Genomic DNA, 20,116 nt, shown 5'->3' on the forward strand with positions numbered 1-20,116 from the left:
TGTTCAGTCATGAACGGCTTCTCCGGTTTTTTTACTTTTGAACATGTCCAGTGCCAGCATCACCGCGCCAACGGTGATGGCGCTGTCGGCGAAATTGAACGCCGGGAAGTACCAGCGGTTCTGCCAGTGCACCAGAATGAAATCGATCACATGGCCGAGGGCAATGCGGTCATAAAGGTTGCCCAGTGCGCCGCCCAGCACCAGCGCCAGCGCAATGGCCAGCCAGGTTTCGTTGCGACCCAGGCGTTTGAGCCAGACCACCAGCACCGCACTGACCGCAATCGCGATCAGGGCAAACAGCCAGCGCTGCCAGCCGGAGCTGTCCGCGAGGAAGCTGAAGGCAGCGCCGGTGTTGTAGGCCAGCGTCCAGCTGAACAGATCGGGAATGACCACGATCTGCTGGAACATCTCGAGCTTGCCTTCGAAGTAGAACTTGCTGGCCTGGTCGATGACCAGAACCAGCAAGCTCAACCAGAGCCAGCTCAGCCGTCCGAAACGGCCAACGGCATTAGGCATAGTGACGAACCTCACCGGCGCCATCGATGTTGTCCACGCAACGGCCGCAGATCTCCGGATGCTCCGGGTTCACGCCGACGTCTTCGCGGCAGTGCCAGCAACGGGCGCATTTCGGGAAGGCGGATTTGACGATCTTCAGCTTCAGCCCGCTGACTTCGGTGGCCACAGCGTCGGCTGGAGCCTGCACGAACGGCGCAACAGTGGCAGTCGAGGTGATCAGGACAAAGCGCAACTCGTTGCTCAGTTTGGCCAGGTCGGCAGTCAGCGCGTCTTCGGCGAACAGCGTCACTTCGGCTTGCAGGTTGCCACCGACGGCCTTGGCCGCGCGCTGGATTTCCATCTCTTTGTTGACCGCCACCTTCACTTCCATGATGCGATCCCAGTACTCGCGACCCAGCTCGAAGCCTTCCGGCAACTCGGTCAGGCCTTCGTACCAGGTGTTGAGCATCACCGATTCGTTGCGCTCGCCCGGCAGGTATTGCCACAGTTCGTCGGCGGTGAAGGCCAGGATCGGCGCGATCCAGCGCACCAGCGCTTCGGAGATGTGGAACAGCGCGGTCTGGCACGAACGACGGGCCTTGCTGTCGGCGCCGGTGGTGTACTGGCGATCCTTGATGATGTCCAGATAGAAACCACCCAGCTCCTGCACGCAGAAGTTGTGGATCTTCGAGTAGACGTTCCAGAAACGGTATTCGCCGTAGTTTTCCTGCAATTCGCGTTGCAGCAGCAGGGCACGGTCCACGGCCCAACGATCCAGCGCCAGCATGTCTTCGGCCGGCAGGATGTCGGTGGCCGGGTTGAAACCGGTCAGGTTCGACAGCAGGAAACGTGCGGTATTGCGGATACGACGGTAGGCATCGGCGCTGCGGGCCAGGATCTGGTCCGACACGGCGATTTCGCCCGAATAATCGGTCGAGGCCACCCACAGGCGCATGATGTCGGCACCCAGGGTGTCGTTGATCTTTTTCGGCTCAATCACGTTTTTCAGCGACTTGGACATCTTGCGGCCCGTCTCGTCGACGGTGAAGCCGTGAGTCAGCAGCTCGCGGTACGGCGCGTGATTGTCGATGGCGCAGCCGGTCAGCAAGGAAGAGTGGAACCAGCCACGGTGCTGGTCCGAACCTTCCAGGTAAAGGTCGGCACGCGGGCCGGTCTCGTGGCCCATCGGGTGCGAACCGCGCAGGACGTGCCAGTGGGTGGTGCCCGAGTCGAACCAGACGTCGAGGGTGTCGCTGATCTTGTCGTACTGCGGCGCTTCATCGCCCAGCAGTTCGGCAGCGTCGAGTTTGAACCAGGCTTCGATGCCTTCGACTTCAACGCGCTTGGCGACTTCTTCCATCAGCTCGACGGTCCGTGGGTGCAGTTCACCGCTTTCCTTGTTCAGGAAGAACGGGATCGGCACGCCCCAGTTGCGCTGACGGGAGATGCACCAGTCCGGACGGTTGGCGATCATCGAATGCAGGCGCGCCTGGCCCCAGGCCGGGACGAACTTGGTGTCTTCGATGGCTTTGAGCGAGCGTACGCGCAGGGTGTCGCCGGATACCGGCTCCTTGTCCATGCCGATGAACCATTGCGCGGTAGCGCGATAGATCAGCGGGGTCTTGTGGCGCCAGCAGTGCATGTAGCTGTGTTCGATGACGGTGGTGTGCAGCAGCGCACCGACTTCGGTCAGCTTGTCGACGATGGCCGGGTTGGCCTTCCAGATGAACTGGCCGCCGAAGAACTCCAGCGACGGCACGTAGACGCCGTTGCTCTGTACCGGGTTGAGGATGTCGTCGTTGACCATGCCGTATTTTTTGCAGGTCACGAAGTCGTCCACGCCGTAGGCCGGGGCGGAGTGAACCACGCCGGTGCCGGCGCCCAGTTCCACGTAGTCGGCCAGGTACACTGGCGACAGACGGTCGTAGAACGGGTGACGGAAATTGATCAGTTCCAGCGCCGAACCCGGAGCGGTCGCCAATACAGTGCCTTCGACGCCGTAACGGGTCAGGCAGGATTCGACCAGCTCTTCAGCCAGCACCAGCAGCTTGTCGCCGATGTCGACCAGGGCGTAGGTGAATTCCGGGTGAACGTTCAGCGCCTGGTTGGCCGGGATGGTCCACGGGGTGGTGGTCCAGATCACGATGGCAGCAGGTTTGGCCAGCGATGGCAGACCGAACGCGGCGGCCAGTTTGGCCTCGTCAGCGATCGGGAACGCGACGTCGATGGTCGAGGACTTCTTGTTCTCGTACTCGACTTCCGCTTCGGCCAGGGCCGAACCGCAATCGAAGCACCAGTTCACAGGCTTCAGGCCCTTGAACACGAAACCGCCCTTGACGATTTCGGCGAGGGCGCGGATTTCACCGGCCTCGTTCTTGAAGTTCATGGTCTTGTACGGATTGGCGAAGTCGCCCAGCACGCCGAGGCGGATGAACTCGGTCTTCTGCCCTTCGATCTGCTCGGTGGCGTAGGCACGGCACAGTTCGCGGGTCTTGTCCGCGCCAAGGTTCTTGCCGTGGGTCACTTCAACCTTGTGCTCGATCGGCAGGCCGTGGCAATCCCAGCCCGGGACATACGGCGCGTCGAAGCCCGACAGGGTCTTCGAGCGGATGATCATGTCCTTGAGAATCTTGTTCAGTGCGTGACCGATGTGGATCGTACCGTTGGCGTACGGAGGGCCGTCGTGCAGGACGAACTTCGGACGATCCTTGCCAATCTCGCGCAACTTTCCGTACAGGCCAATACTGTCCCAGCGCTGCAGGATCTGCGGTTCGCGCTGTGGCAGGCCGGCCTTCATTGGGAAGGCGGTGTCCGGAAGGTTTAGCGTGGCTTTATAGTCGGTCATTTAAGGCTCTTCATTAGCGATGGGCGCTAGGTGCGGCTAGTGCACGGGCGGCGGCGACATCCGCGCTGATCGCCGTTTTCAATGCCTCCAGGGAGGCGAAACGCTGCTCTTCACGCAGCTTCTGGTGGAAAACCACCGTCAAACGCCGGTCATACAGATCGCCGGCAAAATCTAAAAGATGGACTTCAAGGTGGGCCTTGCCATCACCTTGCACCGTGGGCCGCACGCCGATATTGGCGACGCCGGGCCAGGTCTTGCCGTCGATGTCGACGTCGACCAGGTAAACCCCGGTGAACGGCACGCGACGGCGTTTGAGTTGAATATTCGCCGTGGGCGTACCCAACTGGCGGGCCAACTTCTGGCCATGCAGCACGCGCCCGGCAATCCGGTACGGGCGACCCAGCAGGCGCTCGGCCAAGGCAAAATCGGCGGCGGCCAGCGCGTTGCGCACCTGAGTGCTGCTGACGCGGATGCCGTCCAGCTCGACGGTTTGCGCCGCTTCCACGGTAAAACCGTGGACCTGCCCGGCCTGCAACAGGAAATCGAAATCGCCGAGACGGTCGCAACCGAAGCGGAAATCGTCACCGACCTCCAGATGCTGCACGCCGAGGCCATCAACCAGGATGGTATCAACGAACTCGCTGGCGCTGAGCTTGCTCAGGCGCTGGTTGAACGCCAGGCACAGAACCCGGTCGACGCCTTCGGCGGCCAGCAGTTGCAGCTTGTCGCGCAACCGGGCCAGGCGCGCCGGCGCGGTCTCCGGGGCAAAGAATTCCCGTGGCTGCGGCTCAAAAATCACCACGCAGCTGGGTACGCCCAACTCGAGCGCACGCTCACGCAGTCGGGCCAGGATGGCCTGGTGACCGCGGTGAACACCGTCAAAGTTGCCAATAGTGGCGACGCAGCCCCGATGCTGGGGGCGCAGATTGTGGAGGCCTCGAACCAGCTGCATAACGCGCTTCTTGCTCATAAAGTGGCCGATTATAACCACACCCGACGGCCGACGACAGGCAACACCGTAACCCAAAGTGAACGAGCCGACAAAACTGCCGGCTCGCGCCCGCTTTTCAAGGGTGAAACCTCAGCTCAAGGCCTTGCGATTGAAGTCGCGCAGGCGGAAACCGAGCAGCAGCAACATGCCGAAGTAAGCCACCACACCGGCAACCACCAGGGCGCCCAGGCGCAGGAAGCGCTCCAACATGTGACCCTGATCCCACGCGGGCATGAAATGCATGCCGATCAACAGCACCGCCGACATCACCGCCACCGCGACCAACAGCTTGAAACCGAACTTCAACCAGCCCGGCTGTGGTTGATACATCTGTTGTTTGCGCAGTTGATAGAACAGCAACCCGGCATTAAGGCAGGCACCGGCACTGATCGCCAACGCCAGACCGGCATGGGCCAGCGGACCGATCAGCACCAGGTTGAACAGCTGAGTAACTACCAGAGTGAAGATTGCGATTTTTACCGGCGTACGGATGTTTTGTTGCGCATAAAAGCCGGGCGCCAGCACTTTGATCACGATGATCCCAAGCAGACCGACAGAATAGGCAATCAATGCCCGCTGCGTCATCTCCGCGTCAAATCCGCTGAACTGGCCGTACTGGAACAGCGAAACCGTCAACGGCTCGGCCAGAATCCCCAACGCCAGCGCACACGGCAGTACCAGCACGAAGCACAGCCGCAGGCCCCAGTCGAGTATCCGCGAATATTCGTGGCGATCCTTGCTGGCGTAGGTCTTGGCCAGTGTCGGCAGCAGGATCGTGCCCAGCGCCACACCGAGTACACCGGACGGCAACTCCATCAAACGGTCGGCGTAATACATCCACGACACCGAGCCCGCCACCAGGAACGAGGCGAAAATAGTGTTGATGATCAGGGAAATCTGGCTGACCGAAACGCCGATGATCGCCGGTAACATCTGCTTCATCACCCGCCAGACGCCGGTGTCGCGCAGATTCAGGCGTGGCAGCACCAGCATGCCGATTTTTTTCAGGTGAGGCAGTTGATAGAGCAATTGCGCCAGTCCACCTACCAACACTGCCCAACCGAGGGCCATGACCGGCGGATCGAAATACGGCGTCAGGAACAGCGAAAACACGATCATGCTGACGTTGAGCAGGGTCGGCACGAACGCTGGCACCGAGAAGCGGTTCCAGGTATTGAGGATCGCACCCGCCAGCGAAGACAGGGAGATCAGCAATATATAAGGGAAGGTCACTCGCAGCAGGTCGGAGGTCAGCTGGAATTTTTCCGGCGTATCGGTGAAACCCGGCGCCGTGGCCCAGATCACCCAGGGCGCGGCGATCATGCCCAGCGCGGTGACCAGCGCCAGTACCAGCGTCAGCAGGCCGGAAACGTAGGCAATAAAGGTGCGGGTCGCCTCTTCGCCCTTCTGGCTTTTATATTCGGCCAGAATCGGCACAAAAGCCTGGGAAAATGCCCCCTCGGCGAAGATCCTGCGCAGCAGATTGGGCAGTTTGAAGGCGATAAAGAAGGCGTCGGTCGCCATTCCGGCGCCGAAGATGCGGGCAATGAGCGTGTCGCGAACAAACCCGAGAATCCGGGAAAGCATCGTGATAGAGCTGACGGCGGCCAACGATTTGAGCAGATTCATTGAAGGAATGTGTGCCTGTCGATAAACAGCAGGCGAATAACGCGCCCACTTGTGCGATACTCCGCGCCGCAACAGCACAGAGCCAAAGCTCGCGAGTTTACAGGTCAAGCGCCGGAAATAAATATCCCGCCTCTTTATACCTACCACTTAGCGGAACGTCTCAAGCGCCCTTGACAAGACATCTCTTCATCGGCATGATTCGCGGCCTATTTTGTTTGCTATTTCCTAAAAAGTCTTTCGAGGAGCTCGACGGTGGCCAACTCACCTTCCGCCAAAAAACGTGCAAAACAGGCTGAGAAGCGTCGCAGCCACAACGCCAGCCTGCGTTCCATGGTTCGTACCTACATCAAGAATGTAGTTAAAGCCATCGACGCAAAAGACGCTGAAAAAGCTCAAGCTGCATACGTTCTGGCTGTGCCAGTTATCGACCGTATGGCCGATAAAGGCATCATCCACAAGAACAAGGCTGCTCGCCATAAGAGCCGCCTGAATGGCCACGTCAAGGCACTGAAAGCAGCTGCCTAAGCGACGTAGTCATTAAAAAAACCGACCTCAGGGTCGGTTTTTTATTGCCTGTGATTTTGCTGAAATCAAGGCCAAAAAAAAGAGGAGCCAACCGGCTCCTCTTTTTTTACGCGCGATTAATGAGCCGATGCCCACGGCAGAATCGGGATCGCCGTCACCGCATTCTGCGGGCTGCCCTCGATCAGGCGATCGCTGTAGACCAGATACACCAGCGTATTGCGCTTCTTGTCGAGGAAGCGCACCACCTGCATGGTCTTGAACACCAACGAAGTGCGCTCTTTGAACACCTCTTCGCCATCCTTCAATTCACCCTTGAAGTTGATCGGCCCGACCTGACGACAAGCAATGGACGCCTCGGCACGATCCTCGGCCAGCCCCAACCCACCCTTCACACCGCCCGTTTTGGCGCGCGACAGGTAGCAAGTCACACCCTCGACCTTTGGATCATCGAATGCCTCGACCACGATCCGGTCGTTCGGCCCGACAAACTTGAACACCGTCGACACCTGACCGATTTCCTCGGCCGAGGCCAGCAATGGCAGCGCCATCAGCAAGCCCAACAATCCTTTTGCCATGCGCATCGCGTTTTCCTTACACCAGAATCAGGTTGTCACGATGAACCAGTTCCGGCTCAGCCATGTAACCCAGCAAACCGACAATCGCATCTGACGACTGACCGATGATTTTTTGTGCTTCCAGAGCACTGTAGTTCGCCAGGCCGCGGGCGATCTCACGACCGTCCGGCGCCACGCAAACCACCATTTCGCCGCGACGGAAACTGCCCTGAACCAGTTTGACGCCGACCGGCAGCAGACTTTTGTTGCCCTGGGACAACGCAGAAACCGCGCCATCATCCAGCACCAGCGTGCCACGGGTTTGCAGATGCCCGGCCAGCCACTGCTTGCGCGCCGCGAGCATGCCGCGCTCAGGCGACAGCAGCGTACCGATGCGCTCGCCCGCCTTCAGACGATCAAGCACGCGCTCCAGACGCCCACCAACAATGATGGTATGCGCCCCGGAACGTGCCGCCAGCCGCGCCGCGCGCAGCTTGGTCTGCATGCCGCCACGACCCAATGCACCGCCAGTACCGCCCGCCACCGCATCCAGTGTCGGATCATCGGCGCGCGCTTCATAAATCAGTTGGGCGTCAGGGTTACTGCGCGGATCGGCGTCGAACATGCCGTCGCGATCCGTCAGGATCACCAGCAGATCAGCCTCGACCAGGTTGGCCACCAGCGCCGCGAGCGTGTCGTTGTCGCCGAAGCGGATTTCGTCAGTGACCACGGTGTCGTTCTCGTTGATCACTGGGATGACTTTCAGCTCGACCAACGCGCGCAAGGTGCTGCGAGCGTTCAGGTAGCGCTTGCGATCGGACAGGTCGTCGTGAGTCAGAAGAATCTGCGCGGTGTGCCGGCCATGCTCGGCAAAGCTCGATTCCCAGGCCTGCACCAAGCCCATCTGGCCGATTGCGGCAGCGGCCTGGAGCTCGTGCATCGCACTGGGTCGCGCAGTCCAGCCCAGGCGACTCATGCCTGCCGCCACCGCCCCGGAGGACACCAGCACCAGCTCGACGCCAGCCTCATGCAGAGCCACCATCTGCTCGACCCAGACACCCATTGCCGCGCGATCCAGCCCTTTGCCATCCGCTGTCAGCAAAGCGCTGCCGATCTTCACGACCCAACGCTGCGCACCTGTCACCTTGCTCCGCATCATCTTCAACCTTAGCTTGAGGGCAGCGCGACCTGGCTCTGCCCGTGACGTTATTCGTGATTCTTCGTGACCAACAATCGATTTCCAGATACTAAAACGCCGCTCGATTGAGCGGCGCTTAAGTTTACTGCAACGAATCAGTCACGCACGTAAATGATTTCCGGACCGTCTTCGTCATCCACATCTTCTTCGTCCCAATCATCGTCGCCGATGTCGTGAACCGACTTCACGCCACTGCGACGCAGGGCACGCTTGTCATCCAGCGCCTGCAACTGCGCACGGGCTTCGTCTTCGATGCGCTGATCGAGATCGGCCAGCTCTTCCTTGTAGGCCGGATCATTGGCCAGGCGATCGGCACGATCCTCCAGGTAGCGCATGATGTCGCGCGTCAGGCGCTCGGTGCCTTCTTTGGCAATGGCCGAAATCACGTAGACCGGACCGGTCCACTCCAGACGATCAACGATTTCCTTGACCCGCGCTTCGTGCTCTTCTTCGAGGATCTGGTCGCACTTGTTCAGCACCAGCCAGCGATCACGCTCGGCCAGCGACGGACTGAACTTGATCAGCTCGTTGACGATCACTTCAGCGGCGTCCGGCGCACTGCTTTCATCCAGCGGCGCCATGTCCACGAGGTGCAGCAACAGACGAGTACGCGCCAGGTGCTTGAGGAAACGGATCCCCAGGCCGGCACCGTCGGAAGCACCTTCGATCAGACCCGGAATGTCGGCAATGACGAAACTCTTCCAGCGGTCAACACTGACCACACCGAGGTTCGGCACCAGAGTGGTGAACGGGTAATCGGCGACTTTCGGCTTGGCAGCCGACACCGAACGGATAAAGGTACTTTTACCGGCGTTCGGCAGGCCCAGCAGACCGACATCGGCCAGAACCTTCATTTCCAGCTTCAGGTCGCGCTGCTCGCCCGGCTTGCCCGGCGTAGTCTGACGCGGTGCACGGTTGGTACTGGATTTGAAACGGGTGTTACCCAGACCGTGCCAGCCGCCCTGAACCACCATCAGCTTCTGACCAGCCTTGGTCAGGTCGCCAATGACTTCCTGGGTGGCGGAATCGATCACGGTGGTGCCGACCGGCACGCGCAGGATCAGGTCTTCACCCTTCTTGCCGGTGCAGTCGGTGCTGCCGCCGTTGGAGCCACGCTCGGCATCGAAGTGCCGGGTGTAACGGTAGTCAACCAGGGTATTCAGGTTTTCGTCGGCCATCATGAAGATGGAACCGCCATCACCGCCGTCACCACCGTTCGGACCGCCGTTTTCAATGAACTTTTCCCGACGGAAACTCATGCAGCCATTGCCGCCGTCACCAGCCTTTACGCGGATCGATACTTCATCAACAAACTTCATAACCAACGCCTCTCGCCGTACGGACGAGCCGAAAAACAATCAAGACATAAGACTCTTGCAAAAATGAGCGCAGCGACCCCAATCCACGACCTGCATCGCACGCCGGCAGCCCATACAAACAGCTTTGCAAGAGACTCACCCCACAAACGAAAAAGCCCCGTCGCAAGACAGGGCTTCTCCAGCACTCTCGCAGTTAGGCTGCGACAACGCTCACGTAACGACGACCGAAGGCGCCTTTTACTTCAAACTTGATCACGCCTTCGATTTTCGCGAAGAGGGTGTGATCTTTACCCATGCCAACGCCGTAGCCAGCGTGGAATTGGGTGCCGCGCTGACGCACGATGATGTTGCCGGCCTTGATGACCTGGCCGCCATACATCTTCACGCCAAGGCGTTTGGCTTCTGAGTCGCGACCGTTACGGGTACTACCACCAGCTTTTTTGTGTGCCATGAGTTCAATTCTCCTAGTGAGGAATTAGGCTGTAATTAAGCCTGAATACCGGTGATTTTGATCTCGGTGAACCACTGGCGGTGGCCCATACGCTTCATGTGGTGCTTACGGCGACGGAACTTGATGATGCGGACTTTATCGTGACGACCTTGGGAGATCACTTCAGCCTTGACGGTTGCGCCAGCAACAACAGGTGCGCCGATGTTCACGTCGTCGCCGTTGGCGACCAACAGAACGCGGTCAAAAGTCACGGATTCGCCAGTGGCGACTTCCAGTTTTTCGATCTTCAGGTATTCACCTTCAGCGACCTTGTATTGCTTACCGCCGGTAACGATTACTGCGTACATGGTATTTCTCCGATAATCCTGCTCACCCAGCTCTTTATAAGAAGAGGTATTGGCTGGCATGGCTGCATGGGGCTGGAACGGCCCAAGTGCAATTGCGTAAGGCAGGTGCTGCCCAGGAAGTTCAGGGTGCGCGATTGTACGCAAGCCTTCGAAGTCATGCAAGGGGCCGTCCATCGCGCCTTGACAGGCCCGGACGTGGGTCCTAGCATGCCGCGCAACCCTTCTGGAGCACCTGTCGCTGATGCAACCCCAAGCTTTCTACCGCGCGGTGGCGGACGATTTTAGCGCCGTCGACGGCATCATCAAGAAGCAGCTGACTTCCCGAGTGCCGCTGGTATCGAAAATCGGCGATTACATCACGTCGGCCGGCGGCAAACGCCTGCGTCCTTTATTGGTGCTGCTGTGCGGCAAGGCCCTGGGTCGCGAAGGCGACGACATGCGCCTGCTGGCCGCTACCATCGAATTCCTGCACACCGCCACCCTGCTGCATGACGACGTGGTCGACATGTCCGGCATGCGCCGTGGCCGTTCGACCGCCAACGCCATGTGGGGCAACGCCCCGAGCGTGCTGGTCGGCGACTTCCTGTACTCGCGCTCGTTCGAGATGATGGTCGAACTGGGCTCGATGCCGGTGATGAAAATCCTGTCCCAGGCCACGCGCATCATCGCCGAAGGCGAAGTGCTGCAACTGTCCAAGGTTCGCGACGCCAGCACCACCGAAGAAACCTACATGGAAGTCATCCGCGGCAAGACCGCGATGCTCTTCGAGGCTTCGACACACAGCGCCGCAGCACTGGCTGGCGCGACCGCCGAGCAGAGCGAAGCCCTGCGCACTTTCGGTGATCACCTGGGCGTTGCGTTCCAGCTGGTCGACGACCTGCTCGACTACAAGGGCGACGCCGAAACCCTGGGCAAGAACGTCGGTGACGATCTGGCCGAAGGCAAGCCGACCCTGCCGCTGATCTACACCATGCGCGAAGGCACGCCGGAGCAAGCCGCACTGGTACGCCAGGCGATCCAGAAAGGCGGGATCGAAGACCTGGAAAGCATCCGTATCGCCGTGGAAGCCTCCGGTTCGCTGGAATACACCGCGCAACTGGCCCGTGATTACGTGGCTCGCGCGATCAAGTGCCTCGACGCGCTGCCGGCCAGCGATTACCGCGATGCACTGGTTGAGCTGAGCGAGTTCGCGGTCGCCCGCACGCACTGATCAGCATCGCGTCATCAAAAAACCGCAGCCTCCGTTGGAGCCTGCGGTTTTTTGTTGCCTGCCATCAGCGGTTAAAACCCTATACAATGTGCGACTTTTAGCGATCCCCTCTCCAAGGAGCCTTAGTGAGCACGTTGCCACCCTGCCCGAAATGCAATTCCGAATACACCTACGAAGACGGCACCCAACTGGTGTGCCCGGAGTGCGCCCACGAGTGGTCTGCCGGCGGTGAAGCCGAAGTGACGTCCGATGATGCCGTGAAGAAAGATTCGGTCGGTAACGTCCTGCAAGACGGCGACACCATCACCGTGATCAAGGACCTGAAGGTCAAAGGCACCTCGCTGGTGGTCAAGGTCGGCACCAAGGTCAAGAACATCCGCCTGTGCGATGGCGATCACGACATCGACTGCAAGATCGACGGCATCGGCCCGATGAAACTCAAATCCGAGTTCGTCAGAAAAGTCTGAGTCTGCTGTCTTCCATCCCGCGCCCGCCGTGGGATGGAGCTTCACCCTCCCCCGCAATCCCCAGCAAATCCTCGCGATAGCCAAACGCCAGCTGTTTTGACCTTACGCAATCTTTACCCGCAAAAAATCACAAACCGCCAATAGGCGCTTGCTATTTGACGAATAAGAATTATTCTCATTGAAACCCTTTCAATGGAGATGAGACCCATGACTTATTTGATCGACGCCTGGCTGGATCGCCCGCACCCGTACCTCAGAATCCTGCATCGGGAAACCGGTGAAGTCTGTGCCGTACTGGAAGAAGAAGCCCTGCACGAGTTGCAGGATCAAGGGGATCTGGACGTCAGCGGCCTGAGTTCCAGCGAGCCATTGGTGCTCAAGGAGCTGGTGCGCAATCTGTTCCTGTTCTGCTATGCCCGGGCCTTGCGCCCGACCAGTGAACTGCACAACAAGATCGAAGTATGAAAAACGCGGAGAAACCCTGCACAAGCCACGCTTGTGCAGGGTAACGGGATTACAGAACCTCGAGCAGCTCGACGTCAAATACCAGAACGCTGTGCGGCGGGATGCTGCCAACGCCTTGAGCGCCGTAAGCCAGTTCGCTCGGCACGTACAGACGCCATTTGCTGCCGGCATTCATCAGTTGCAGGGCTTCGGTCCAGCCCGCGATAACGCCACCGACCGGGAATTCAGCCGGCTGGCCGCGCTCGTAGGAGCTGTCGAACACAGTGCCGTCGATCAGTGTGCCGTGGTAGTGAGTACGCACGGTGTCTTCACGGGATGGCTTGGCGCCTTCACCCTGAGTCAGCACTTCGAACTGCAGGCCGGATGCCAAAGTCGTGATGCCTTCTTTCTTGGCGTTTTCAGCCAGGAATGCCAGACCTTCGCCTGCGGCGGCTTCAGCCTTGGCAGCGGCTTCAGCTTGCATGATCTCGCGGATCACCTTGAAGCTGGCGGACATGGCTTCCTGGCTGACACGGCTTTCCTTGCCGGCGAATGCGTCGGTCAGACCGGCCAGGATGGCGTCCAGGCTGACACCCGGTGGCGGGTTGTCGCGCAGCTGGTCACCCAGCTGACGGCCGATACCGTAGCTGACGCGGGTTTCGTCGGTGGACAGATTTACTTCGGACATGACACTGCTCCGCTGTGCGGACGGCCTCGGAACACGCCGTGCGTACACAGCGCGTCCCGGCGCGCCCGGAACCAAAAGGGCGAGCAGACTAGCACAGATGTTCCGGCAATGATCAGGCCCCTGGGCCTACAGTGCGGACCGCCAGGCCAGCGGCACCTTCAGGCTTTCTTCGGCACTGGCGCCAAGACCGCACATTTCATCGTGCACCGAGGTGTGCACCAGGTTGAACGGCAGCATCGGAAAGTTATGCAGCACATCCCGGGCATGCTCGACCGAACGCAGTGTCAGCATTTTTCCCTGCGCATCGCTCAGCGGGTACGCCGCACCATGCATCCGGGCTTCAAGCAGATAGATTCCGCCTTCCATGGAGATCAGGTTCAGTTCGTCGACCTTTCTGGCGACGGCAAACGCATTCAGTTCTTGCAGGTTCATGAACGCACCTCACGCGGTGGCAAGCCTTGAGACCTACAGGGATATGCCTCGGCCGAACAAAGTACAAGCCACAAACGACACCGCCCGTCTGTTTCGCAACAGACGGGCGGTTTTGTTACAGCCAACGACAGCGCATCAGTGCTTGGTGAGCTTGTCCAGATAACCCATGGCGAACGCCGAAATCACGAAGGTCATGTGAATGATCACGTACCACATCAGGTGTTCGGGATCGACATTCTTGGCATCCATGAAGATCCGCAGCAGGTGGATCGAGGAGATCGCCACGATCGACGCCGCCACTTTCATCTTCAGTGACGAGGAGTCCATGGTGCCCAGCCAGCTGAGCTTTTCCTTGCCTTCATCGATGTTCAGCTCGGACACGAAGTTCTCGTAGCCGGAAATCATCACCATCACCAGCAAGCCACCGACCAGCGCCATGTCGATCAGCGACAGCAGCACCAGAATCAGCTCGGACTCGGCCATGGAGAAGACATTGGGAATGACATGAAACACTTCCTGGAAGAATTTCAATGCCAGCGCCAGCAGCCCCAGGGACAGCCCGATGTAGATCGGCGCCAGCAGCCAGCGCGTGGCGTACATTGCATTTTCGATAAAGCGTTCCATTGACTCTCACACAAGAAGGGTTGAAATCGGCGGCGAGTATACCAGCCGCCCATGACAGCCAGAAACCGCCCGGAAATCCGCCACCTGCGTGTGTGTGTCAAAGTTTTTCTGCTAGTGTCCAAACCATTGACAGCCCAGCGACAGTGGACAGGACGACTGGAAATGGATGTGCGATTGCCGATAACGACTGCCGGAATTTGTCTCGCCATATTGCTTGGCGGGTGTTCGCCCGGCGATGAAAAACCCGCCGTCAGCCTCGAAGAAAAGACTGCGCGGTTCGAGCAATCGCTGGACGCCATCACCGACCCGAAACTCAAGGACGCCGTGACCGAACTCGGCGGTTCGCTGCTGTTGCTTGAACGCGCACAACAGAAGCTCGACAACAAACCGCCCCGCACCGAATACGGCGAGGACGCTCTCGGCGTGCTCAGGCATTACCCAACACCCCAGGCGCTGGTCGACACGTTCATCAATGGCCTGTTCGTGCTGCACAAGGACTCCAGTTCCGATTACCTCACCGACCTGCAGCCGGTGTTCCCCTTCGTGCTCAACATCCCCGGCGGTTTTCTGTTCCCCCATGGCGTGGAATGGCATTCGGTGACCCTGAGCAACAAACGGATCATCGCCTATCAGCCGGAATGGTCGGAGACCGATCCGGGCATTCAGTTGAGTCCGTCCAGCTCCAACGTCACCAACCCCGATGACCTGACCGTCACCTACCCGTTCATCGAAGGGCTGAATGTCGACAAGAAGAACCTGCCGCGCCCGGTCAGCCTGCAAGGCCAGGTGGAAGTCATCGCCCCGAAACGCCTGCACAGTTTCAACCTGGACAAAAAGGACGTCGGCCAGACCCGCTCCGACGGCAACCTCAGCGTGACCCTGCTGAAACTGGACACGCACTACGCCGAACTCGAGTTCAGCAACCAGCTGCCGCTCGCCCCGGAAGTCGCCAACACCCGGCTCAATCCGTTGATCGTTCAGGCCCGCGACTCGACGGGCCAATATCTGGTGCGTGCCGGCGCCATCAACGAAAACCCCGAGCAGGTGGCGTTCTATCAAAAGCAGTTGGCGTACCTGCAGCAGCAAAAAGCCTGGAGCGAGGCGCTGGAAAAAAAGCTGGACGATGAACAACAGGCCTTTGAGCAACAGCATCCGCACCACTACAACAAGGTGTACTTCAACGGCCCGATCGACACCCTCGAAGTCAGCCTGCTGGATTTTTCCGAGGCGACCGTCACCCGCAAGGCGCTGGACCTGCCGGTGCGCGAATTCGATCCGCATACCACGGAAAAAGCCGTGCAGCCGCTCGACCTGCCGATCACTGTCTACGACGATCAGGCTCCCGAATGGCTCAAAGGCGCGTCCCTGACTGAAGAACAGCTGAAAAGCGGCGTTCATATCCGCCAGTCGGTTGAAGAACCAAGCGCCGCGCGCATCGAATTCGACCACCGCAAAACCTTCAATGATGAAATGCTCGGCGACGACTTCAGCCCCGGCGAAAGCCCGGTGACGTTCTTCACTGAAAAGCACAACGGCAAACTCGACGAGCCCATCGAGCTGCCGCCCGAGGCATACCAGGTCGATCCACTACAGGCGACCATCACCTACGACCTGAACCTGTTCCCGGAAACCCCGGCGATTGCCGTCGGCTCGATGCCGTTGTTCCTGGCCACGGTGGACAAACAGGCTTATGAAGCCAAGGCCCTGCCCAAAGGTCTGGAAATCAGGAACAACGCGTTGGTGGTGGATTTGAAGCGATACCCGGCCAACGAATGGCGCTTCTTCGTCAAGGACGACAGCGGTCATTACCTGAAGCAGATTCTGTCGGTCAGCCACGACGCGAGCGCGGAAGGGCCGGCGTTATTCGGCGTGCATTATTTCTATGGCCGTCCGACGCACGTGGAAACCTACCAGCGAACCGACCTCGCCACCGTGCAATACGGCTTTGAGGTCAAACTCGACAAGGCGCAGACCCAGGGCGCTGCACCCTGATCGGCGCTGATGATCGGCACTCTAGTGATCGAAAGTGCCGATACTGCGTCCGCGCCCACCGTTGATCTGCCGCAACTGCGCCTGCAGATGCAACGACCAGATCTGTGGATCATTGGCCAGCTCATAGCCGTGCATCGTCAGGCTTTCAACGATGGTGTCGAGAATCGACTCGGCGGCGATCGGCCCGTGAAACGGGCCCTGGGCTTTGATGGCGGAAGGTTGTTCACCAGCCATGCCGGCGGCGAAGAGCAATGTCCACATGCCGTTATCGCCGGCCAACGGCTTGATGGCGCATTCGATACGGGTCACGAGACCCAGGCATTGACGGGTGAGGCAGAGGTTGCGCGACATGGCGGCGACCCTCGGTAAAGCCGGTGTTCAGCCCTTGCTGAAGAGCTGTTTCGATCCAGTGATACTGTCGATGTCCTTGAGCAGAGAATAGAAGAAAAGTCCGCCGCGCAAGCCGCCCAGAACCAGAAGGCGCCGAATGGTCATTGTGTGAATATTGACGCCAGAGTGATGGCACTTTTGCCGACGTTCGCGACAAAACAAAAACGGGAGCCAAGACTCCCGTTTTTTTGACTGCCGCTGACTCAGGCCGGTTTGGCCTCCGCCAGCGCCTCCTGCGCCAGTTCCTTCTCGGCCTCCTTCAGATCCTCTTCGCTGATCATCTCGGCAATCACCCGCAGACGCTCCACCACCCGCGCGTTGACGCTGCCTTCCGGAAATTCGCCCTGTTCGTTCGGCTCACCGGCCGGCTCGCCCACCAGCAGGCTCAACGCTTCGTCGGCCTGACGCACCGCGTAAACGTGGAACTGCCCGGCACGCACCGCTGCCAGCACCTTCTCATCGAGCATCAAGGTGGCGACGTTGGCCTGCGGAATGATCGCGCCCTGCTCGCCCGTCAGCCCGCGCGCTTCGCAGAGACGGAAGAAGCCTTCGATCTTCTCGTTGACCCCGCCCACCGCCTGCACTTCACCGAACTGGTTGATCGAGCCGGTGATCGCGAAGCATTGCTTGAGCGGGGTTTTCGACAACGCCGAAATCAGCGTGCACGCCTCGCCCAGCGACGCACTGTCGCCATCGACGTAGCCGTAGGATTGCTCCAGCGCGATGCTCGCGGAAATCGCCAGCGGGAATTCCTGGGCGTAACGGCTGCCCAGATACCCGGTAAGAATCATCACGCCCTTGGAGTGGATCGGCTGGCCGAGGTTGACCTCACGTTCGATGTCGACGATGCCGCTGCCGCCCGGGTACACCGTGGCGGAAATCCGCGCCGGCACACCGAACGCCGAGTCACCGACTTCGAGCACCGTCAGCCCGTTGCACTTGCCGACCGCCGCCCCATCGGTATCGATCAGGATGATCCCCGCCAGCATGTCGTCGAGAATCCGCGCCGACACCCGACCGGTGCGAGTGGCCTTGGCCTTGAGCGCACGCTCGATGTGGCCGGCGTCGGTCATTTCATCGTTGGCCAGATGCCGGATGAAATCCGCCTCGCTGACCAACTGAAACAGATCGCCGATCCGCGCCGACAAACGCCCCTGGTGTTCGGCCAGACGCGCACTGTAAGTCGCCAGGCGCGCCACCGCGTCGGCGGTCAGCGGCGCCATGCCCTCTTCCGAAGTGCGGGTTTTCAGCAACTGGGCGAACTGCTCCAGGCTTTCGTCGACCATCGGGATGTCTTCGTCGAAGTCCACCAGAACGCGGAACATCTCCTGGAAGTCCGGATCGAGGTCCTGCAGCGTGTAATACAGCTGACGGGCACCGATGATGATCACTTTGACCTGCAGCGGAATGTGCTGCGGGTTGAGCGTCATGGTGGCGAAACGGCCCATCTCGCCCAGCGGCGACTCCATCTTCAGCTTGCGCGATTGCAGGGCGCGCTTGAGCGCATCCCACACGAACGGCTCGCCGAGCATTTTTTCTGCTTCAAGGATCAGGAAACCACCGTTTGCACGGTGCAACGCACCCGGACGCAGCTGGCGATAGGTGGTGTAGAGCGCGCCTTGATCGGTGGTGTACTCGATACGGCCGAACAGGTTTTCGTAGGTCGGATGCGGCTCGAACACCACCGGCGCACCGCCGCTGGCCGGATGGCCGACCACCAGGCTGGGGGCGTATTGCTCTTCCAGCAGCTTGCGCGCGACGGCGTCGGTCTTGCTGTCATCGACCAGTTGCTCGACCACGGTTTTCAGCAGATAGACCTGCATCGCTTGCAGATAGCCGCAGACGGCCGCGTTTTCCGCGTACTTTTCCGACAGCGGTGCGAGCAAGGGCTGCAACGCCAGGGTGATGGTTTCTTCGTTGAGCTGACGCAACTGGTTGCTCGACTCGCGCTTCCATTGCGGCAGGCTGGCGAGTTCTTCGTTCAGGCGTTCTTCGAGGCCGGAGATGTCGTCGTGAAAACGTTCGCGCTCGGCTTCCGGCAATTGGGCGAACTCGGCTTCGTCCAGCGCCTTGCCTTCGAGCATCGGGGTGAAGGCGATGTTACTGCTGTCACGGTACAGGGCGACGTCTTTTTCCAAAGCCAGACGTTCGATGACATCCAGTGCCTTGTCATAGCGCTGGTTGAAGGCGCGGTCGATGGCGCTCTTTTTCTGCTGGTAGGACGGGTGTTCGAACACCGCAGGAAAGGTCGCCAGCAGGTTGTCGATCAGGCCGTTGATGTCGCCGATAAAAGCACCGGCAGTGCCCGATGGCAGTTCCAGGGCACGGGGCTCGCGCGGCTCATCGAAATTGTTGACGTAGACCCAGTCCGCCGGGGTCTGCAGGCGTTTGCCTTCGGCCTTAAGGTAGCGTTTGACGAACGAGAACCGGCCGGTGCCGGGCTCGCCCATGACGAACACGTTGTAACCGGGGCGTGGCATGGCCACACCGAACTGCAAGGCTTCGACCGCACGTTCCTGGCCGAGCACACCGCGAAAGGGCTCCAGATCATTGGTGGTAGTGAAGCTGAACTGTTCAGCGGAAAACGGACGGGTCAGCGCTTCGGGCGCTAGACGCAAGCTGGCAGCAACAGGATCAGGCATCGGGCTTCCTTAACAATCAGGCGGGGCAGATAGCGGCATTCTGGCGCTGCCCGAGCCCCACTGGCAAGGCGCGCCACACGACAAAGCATAGACAACCGGCCGACCTTGACGCAGCCCCCGTGAAACCGGGGGTATCGCCAAATCTTTCTTAAAAAATCACGGAACCCCGGGAACGTGCCTAAACTCCAAACTGCGCGGCTGGAACTAATACCGGCCCACTGGCTTCGTTTGGATCTGTTTCGTACAGAGCTTGGGGGGCCAGAACCCTGTCCATTGGTATGCACATAAAGAGAACAAAGCTATGAAACGGATTCTTCTCGGTACTCTCTTCACCGCTGTATCCATCAACGCAATGGCGCAAGCTCCAGGCGGCCCGGATTGCGGTTGGGGCAACATGCTGTTCGAAGGTCAGCGTGGCACCCCGGCTCACTTCCTGGCATCCACCACTAACGGCACTTCCGGTAACGCCACGTTCGGCATGACGTCCGGCACCAACGGTTGCTCCACCAACGCTTCGCTGACCTATGGCGGCAAATCCTGGTTTGCCATGAATGGCATGATGAACGAGCTGTCCGAAGACATGGCAAAAGGCAACGGCGAAGCGCTGACGACCTATGCCGTGGTACTGGGCGTGGCGCCGGAAGACCGTGCGCACTTCGCTGCTGTCACTCACGAGCACTTCCAGCAGATCTTCAGCAAGGCTGACGTGACCGCTGAAGACGTGCATACCAACACCCTGGCCGTTCTGAAGGCAGACCCACGTCTGGCCAAGTACGCGACTCAGGCTTAAGCTCGACCCACCCGCTTCCTTCGGGAAGCGGGTTTTATTTTTTCGGCCCGCCCTCCTTGGGTCTTTGTTTCTTTCGACTTAAG

General features: G+C 59.7%; 20 protein-coding genes. 6 read left to right on the forward strand and 14 right to left on the reverse strand.

The window, feature by feature from the left end; genetic code table 11:
* Positions 1–3: 3 nt before the first annotated feature.
* From lspA to murJ, 4 genes are all read right to left on the reverse strand, one after another.
* A complete protein-coding gene (lspA, locus tag JKA62_RS16490; RefSeq protein WP_011336004.1) occupies positions 4–516 on the reverse strand; it encodes a signal peptidase II in 513 nt (170 codons plus the stop codon).
* Positions 509–3,340 (reverse strand): isoleucine--tRNA ligase, encoded by a 2,832-nt coding sequence (ileS, locus tag JKA62_RS16495; protein WP_201818684.1) that lies wholly within the window; start codon positions 3,338–3,340, stop codon positions 509–511. The genes lspA and ileS overlap by 8 nt, the downstream gene beginning before the upstream one ends.
* A 13-nt stretch (positions 3,341–3,353) precedes the next feature.
* Complete coding sequence (gene ribF, locus JKA62_RS16500; protein WP_007959537.1) at positions 3,354–4,292, reverse strand: bifunctional riboflavin kinase/FAD synthetase; 939 nt, start codon at positions 4,290–4,292, stop codon at positions 3,354–3,356.
* Positions 4,293–4,421: 129 nt separating this feature from the next.
* Positions 4,422–5,960: a murein biosynthesis integral membrane protein MurJ gene (gene murJ, locus JKA62_RS16505; protein ID WP_011336007.1), complete on the reverse strand. Its 1,539-nt coding sequence runs from the start codon at positions 5,958–5,960 to the stop codon at positions 4,422–4,424.
* Positions 5,961–6,212: 252 nt separating this feature from the next.
* Here murJ and rpsT point away from each other — a divergent pair, with 252 nt between their 5' ends.
* A complete protein-coding gene (gene rpsT, locus JKA62_RS16510) occupies positions 6,213–6,485 on the forward strand; it encodes a 30S ribosomal protein S20 (RefSeq protein ID WP_011336008.1) in 273 nt (90 codons plus the stop codon).
* A 116-nt stretch (positions 6,486–6,601) separates the two neighbouring features.
* On the opposite strand, the gene JKA62_RS16515 is transcribed toward rpsT, so the two are convergent.
* The 5 genes from JKA62_RS16515 to rplU form a co-directional block, all read right to left on the reverse strand.
* Positions 6,602–7,066, reverse strand: coding sequence for a CreA family protein (locus tag JKA62_RS16515; RefSeq protein ID WP_007959533.1), 465 nt, complete (start codon positions 7,064–7,066; stop codon positions 6,602–6,604).
* 10 nt (positions 7,067–7,076) lie between these two features.
* Positions 7,077–8,195 carry a glutamate 5-kinase gene (proB, locus tag JKA62_RS16520; protein ID WP_179693687.1) on the reverse strand — a complete coding sequence of 373 codons (1,119 nt, stop codon included), beginning with the start codon at positions 8,193–8,195 and terminating at the stop codon, positions 7,077–7,079.
* 137 nt (positions 8,196–8,332) lie between these two features.
* Entirely contained in the window at positions 8,333–9,556 is a 1,224-nt protein-coding gene (gene cgtA / locus JKA62_RS16525) for an Obg family GTPase CgtA (protein ID WP_011336011.1), read from the reverse strand.
* A gap of 193 nt (positions 9,557–9,749) precedes the next feature.
* Entirely contained in the window at positions 9,750–10,007 is a 258-nt protein-coding gene (gene rpmA, locus JKA62_RS16530) for a 50S ribosomal protein L27 (RefSeq protein ID WP_003228360.1), read from the reverse strand.
* 35 nt (positions 10,008–10,042) lie between these two features.
* Positions 10,043–10,354, reverse strand: a complete 312-nt coding sequence (rplU, locus tag JKA62_RS16535; protein WP_003228361.1) for a 50S ribosomal protein L21 — start codon at positions 10,352–10,354, stop codon at positions 10,043–10,045.
* Positions 10,355–10,595: 241 nt separating this feature from the next.
* Between rplU and JKA62_RS16540 the strand changes: the two genes are divergently transcribed.
* The 3 genes from JKA62_RS16540 to JKA62_RS16550 all read left to right on the forward strand — a co-directional run bounded on the left by JKA62_RS16540 (position 10,596) and on the right by JKA62_RS16550 (position 12,496).
* The gene (locus JKA62_RS16540) at positions 10,596–11,564 is read left to right on the forward strand and encodes a polyprenyl synthetase family protein (protein ID WP_201818686.1); all 969 of its coding nucleotides are present in this window, start codon (positions 10,596–10,598) and stop codon (positions 11,562–11,564) included.
* Between the two features lie 125 nt (positions 11,565–11,689).
* On the forward strand, positions 11,690–12,031 hold the full coding sequence (locus JKA62_RS16545; protein WP_011336012.1) for a zinc ribbon domain-containing protein YjdM: 342 nt from the start codon (positions 11,690–11,692) through the stop codon (positions 12,029–12,031).
* Positions 12,032–12,238: 207 nt separating this feature from the next.
* Positions 12,239–12,496, forward strand: coding sequence for a PA4570 family protein (locus JKA62_RS16550; protein ID WP_007950964.1), 258 nt, complete (start codon positions 12,239–12,241; stop codon positions 12,494–12,496).
* A gap of 49 nt (positions 12,497–12,545) precedes the next feature.
* Here the strand turns inward: JKA62_RS16550 and JKA62_RS16555 are convergent, their stop codons facing one another.
* The 3 genes from JKA62_RS16555 to JKA62_RS16565 all read right to left on the reverse strand — a co-directional run bounded on the left by JKA62_RS16555 (position 12,546) and on the right by JKA62_RS16565 (position 14,219).
* A complete protein-coding gene (locus JKA62_RS16555; RefSeq protein ID WP_011336013.1) occupies positions 12,546–13,163 on the reverse strand; it encodes an FKBP-type peptidyl-prolyl cis-trans isomerase in 618 nt (205 codons plus the stop codon).
* Between the two features lie 126 nt (positions 13,164–13,289).
* The gene (locus tag JKA62_RS16560; protein WP_011336014.1) at positions 13,290–13,595 is read right to left on the reverse strand and encodes a DUF6482 family protein; all 306 of its coding nucleotides are present in this window, start codon (positions 13,593–13,595) and stop codon (positions 13,290–13,292) included.
* A gap of 135 nt (positions 13,596–13,730) precedes the next feature.
* Positions 13,731–14,219 (reverse strand): TIGR00645 family protein, encoded by a 489-nt coding sequence (locus JKA62_RS16565; RefSeq protein ID WP_007950967.1) that lies wholly within the window; start codon positions 14,217–14,219, stop codon positions 13,731–13,733.
* A gap of 162 nt (positions 14,220–14,381) precedes the next feature.
* On the opposite strand from JKA62_RS16565, the gene JKA62_RS16570 reads away from it, so the two are divergent.
* On the forward strand, positions 14,382–16,211 hold the full coding sequence (locus JKA62_RS16570; RefSeq protein WP_011336015.1) for a hypothetical protein: 1,830 nt from the start codon (positions 14,382–14,384) through the stop codon (positions 16,209–16,211).
* 21 nt (positions 16,212–16,232) lie between these two features.
* Here the strand turns inward: JKA62_RS16570 and JKA62_RS16575 are convergent, their stop codons facing one another.
* Together JKA62_RS16575 and JKA62_RS16580 are read right to left on the reverse strand one after the other, a co-directional pair.
* On the reverse strand, positions 16,233–16,562 hold the full coding sequence (locus tag JKA62_RS16575; protein ID WP_007950969.1) for a PA4575 family protein: 330 nt from the start codon (positions 16,560–16,562) through the stop codon (positions 16,233–16,235).
* Between the two features lie 242 nt (positions 16,563–16,804).
* Positions 16,805–19,243 (reverse strand): Lon protease family protein, encoded by a 2,439-nt coding sequence (locus JKA62_RS16580; protein ID WP_201818688.1) that lies wholly within the window; start codon positions 19,241–19,243, stop codon positions 16,805–16,807.
* A 301-nt stretch (positions 19,244–19,544) separates the two neighbouring features.
* On the opposite strand from JKA62_RS16580, the gene JKA62_RS16585 reads away from it, so the two are divergent.
* Positions 19,545–20,033, forward strand: a complete 489-nt coding sequence (locus tag JKA62_RS16585) for a DUF3015 domain-containing protein (protein ID WP_007950971.1) — start codon at positions 19,545–19,547, stop codon at positions 20,031–20,033.
* Positions 20,034–20,116: the final 83 nt, after the last annotated feature.

The organism is Pseudomonas sp. B7 (genome assembly GCF_016735645.1).
In the GTDB taxonomy this organism is placed as follows: Bacteria; Pseudomonadota; Gammaproteobacteria; order Pseudomonadales; family Pseudomonadaceae; genus Aquipseudomonas; species Aquipseudomonas glycinae.

What these genes read in the sequence shown, in the direction of transcription:
- JKA62_RS16565 (WP_007950967.1), bottom strand. Translation starts at nt 14,219, where the DNA reads ATGGAACGCTTTATCGAAAATGCAATGTACGCCACGCGCTGGCTGCTG.
- JKA62_RS16560 (WP_011336014.1), bottom strand. Translation starts at nt 13,595, where the DNA reads ATGAACCTGCAAGAACTGAATGCGTTTGCCGTCGCCAGAAAGGTCGAC.
- JKA62_RS16580 (WP_201818688.1), bottom strand. Translation starts at nt 19,243, where the DNA reads ATGCCTGATCCTGTTGCTGCCAGCTTGCGTCTAGCGCCCGAAGCGCTG.
- JKA62_RS16540 (WP_201818686.1), top strand. Translation starts at nt 10,596, where the DNA reads ATGCAACCCCAAGCTTTCTACCGCGCGGTGGCGGACGATTTTAGCGCC.
- cgtA (WP_011336011.1), bottom strand. Translation starts at nt 9,556, where the DNA reads ATGAAGTTTGTTGATGAAGTATCGATCCGCGTAAAGGCTGGTGACGGC.
- lspA (WP_011336004.1), bottom strand. Translation starts at nt 516, where the DNA reads ATGCCTAATGCCGTTGGCCGTTTCGGACGGCTGAGCTGGCTCTGGTTG.
- rpmA (WP_003228360.1), bottom strand. Translation starts at nt 10,007, where the DNA reads ATGGCACACAAAAAAGCTGGTGGTAGTACCCGTAACGGTCGCGACTCA.
- JKA62_RS16555 (WP_011336013.1), bottom strand. Translation starts at nt 13,163, where the DNA reads ATGTCCGAAGTAAATCTGTCCACCGACGAAACCCGCGTCAGCTACGGT.
- JKA62_RS16515 (WP_007959533.1), bottom strand. Translation starts at nt 7,066, where the DNA reads ATGCGCATGGCAAAAGGATTGTTGGGCTTGCTGATGGCGCTGCCATTG.
- proB (WP_179693687.1), bottom strand. Translation starts at nt 8,195, where the DNA reads ATGCGGAGCAAGGTGACAGGTGCGCAGCGTTGGGTCGTGAAGATCGGC.
- ileS (WP_201818684.1), bottom strand. Translation starts at nt 3,340, where the DNA reads ATGACCGACTATAAAGCCACGCTAAACCTTCCGGACACCGCCTTCCCA.
- murJ (WP_011336007.1), bottom strand. Translation starts at nt 5,960, where the DNA reads ATGAATCTGCTCAAATCGTTGGCCGCCGTCAGCTCTATCACGATGCTT.
- JKA62_RS16585 (WP_007950971.1), top strand. Translation starts at nt 19,545, where the DNA reads ATGAAACGGATTCTTCTCGGTACTCTCTTCACCGCTGTATCCATCAAC.
- JKA62_RS16575 (WP_007950969.1), bottom strand. Translation starts at nt 16,562, where the DNA reads ATGTCGCGCAACCTCTGCCTCACCCGTCAATGCCTGGGTCTCGTGACC.
- ribF (WP_007959537.1), bottom strand. Translation starts at nt 4,292, where the DNA reads ATGCAGCTGGTTCGAGGCCTCCACAATCTGCGCCCCCAGCATCGGGGC.
- JKA62_RS16570 (WP_011336015.1), top strand. Translation starts at nt 14,382, where the DNA reads ATGGATGTGCGATTGCCGATAACGACTGCCGGAATTTGTCTCGCCATA.
- rplU (WP_003228361.1), bottom strand. Translation starts at nt 10,354, where the DNA reads ATGTACGCAGTAATCGTTACCGGCGGTAAGCAATACAAGGTCGCTGAA.
- JKA62_RS16550 (WP_007950964.1), top strand. Translation starts at nt 12,239, where the DNA reads ATGACTTATTTGATCGACGCCTGGCTGGATCGCCCGCACCCGTACCTC.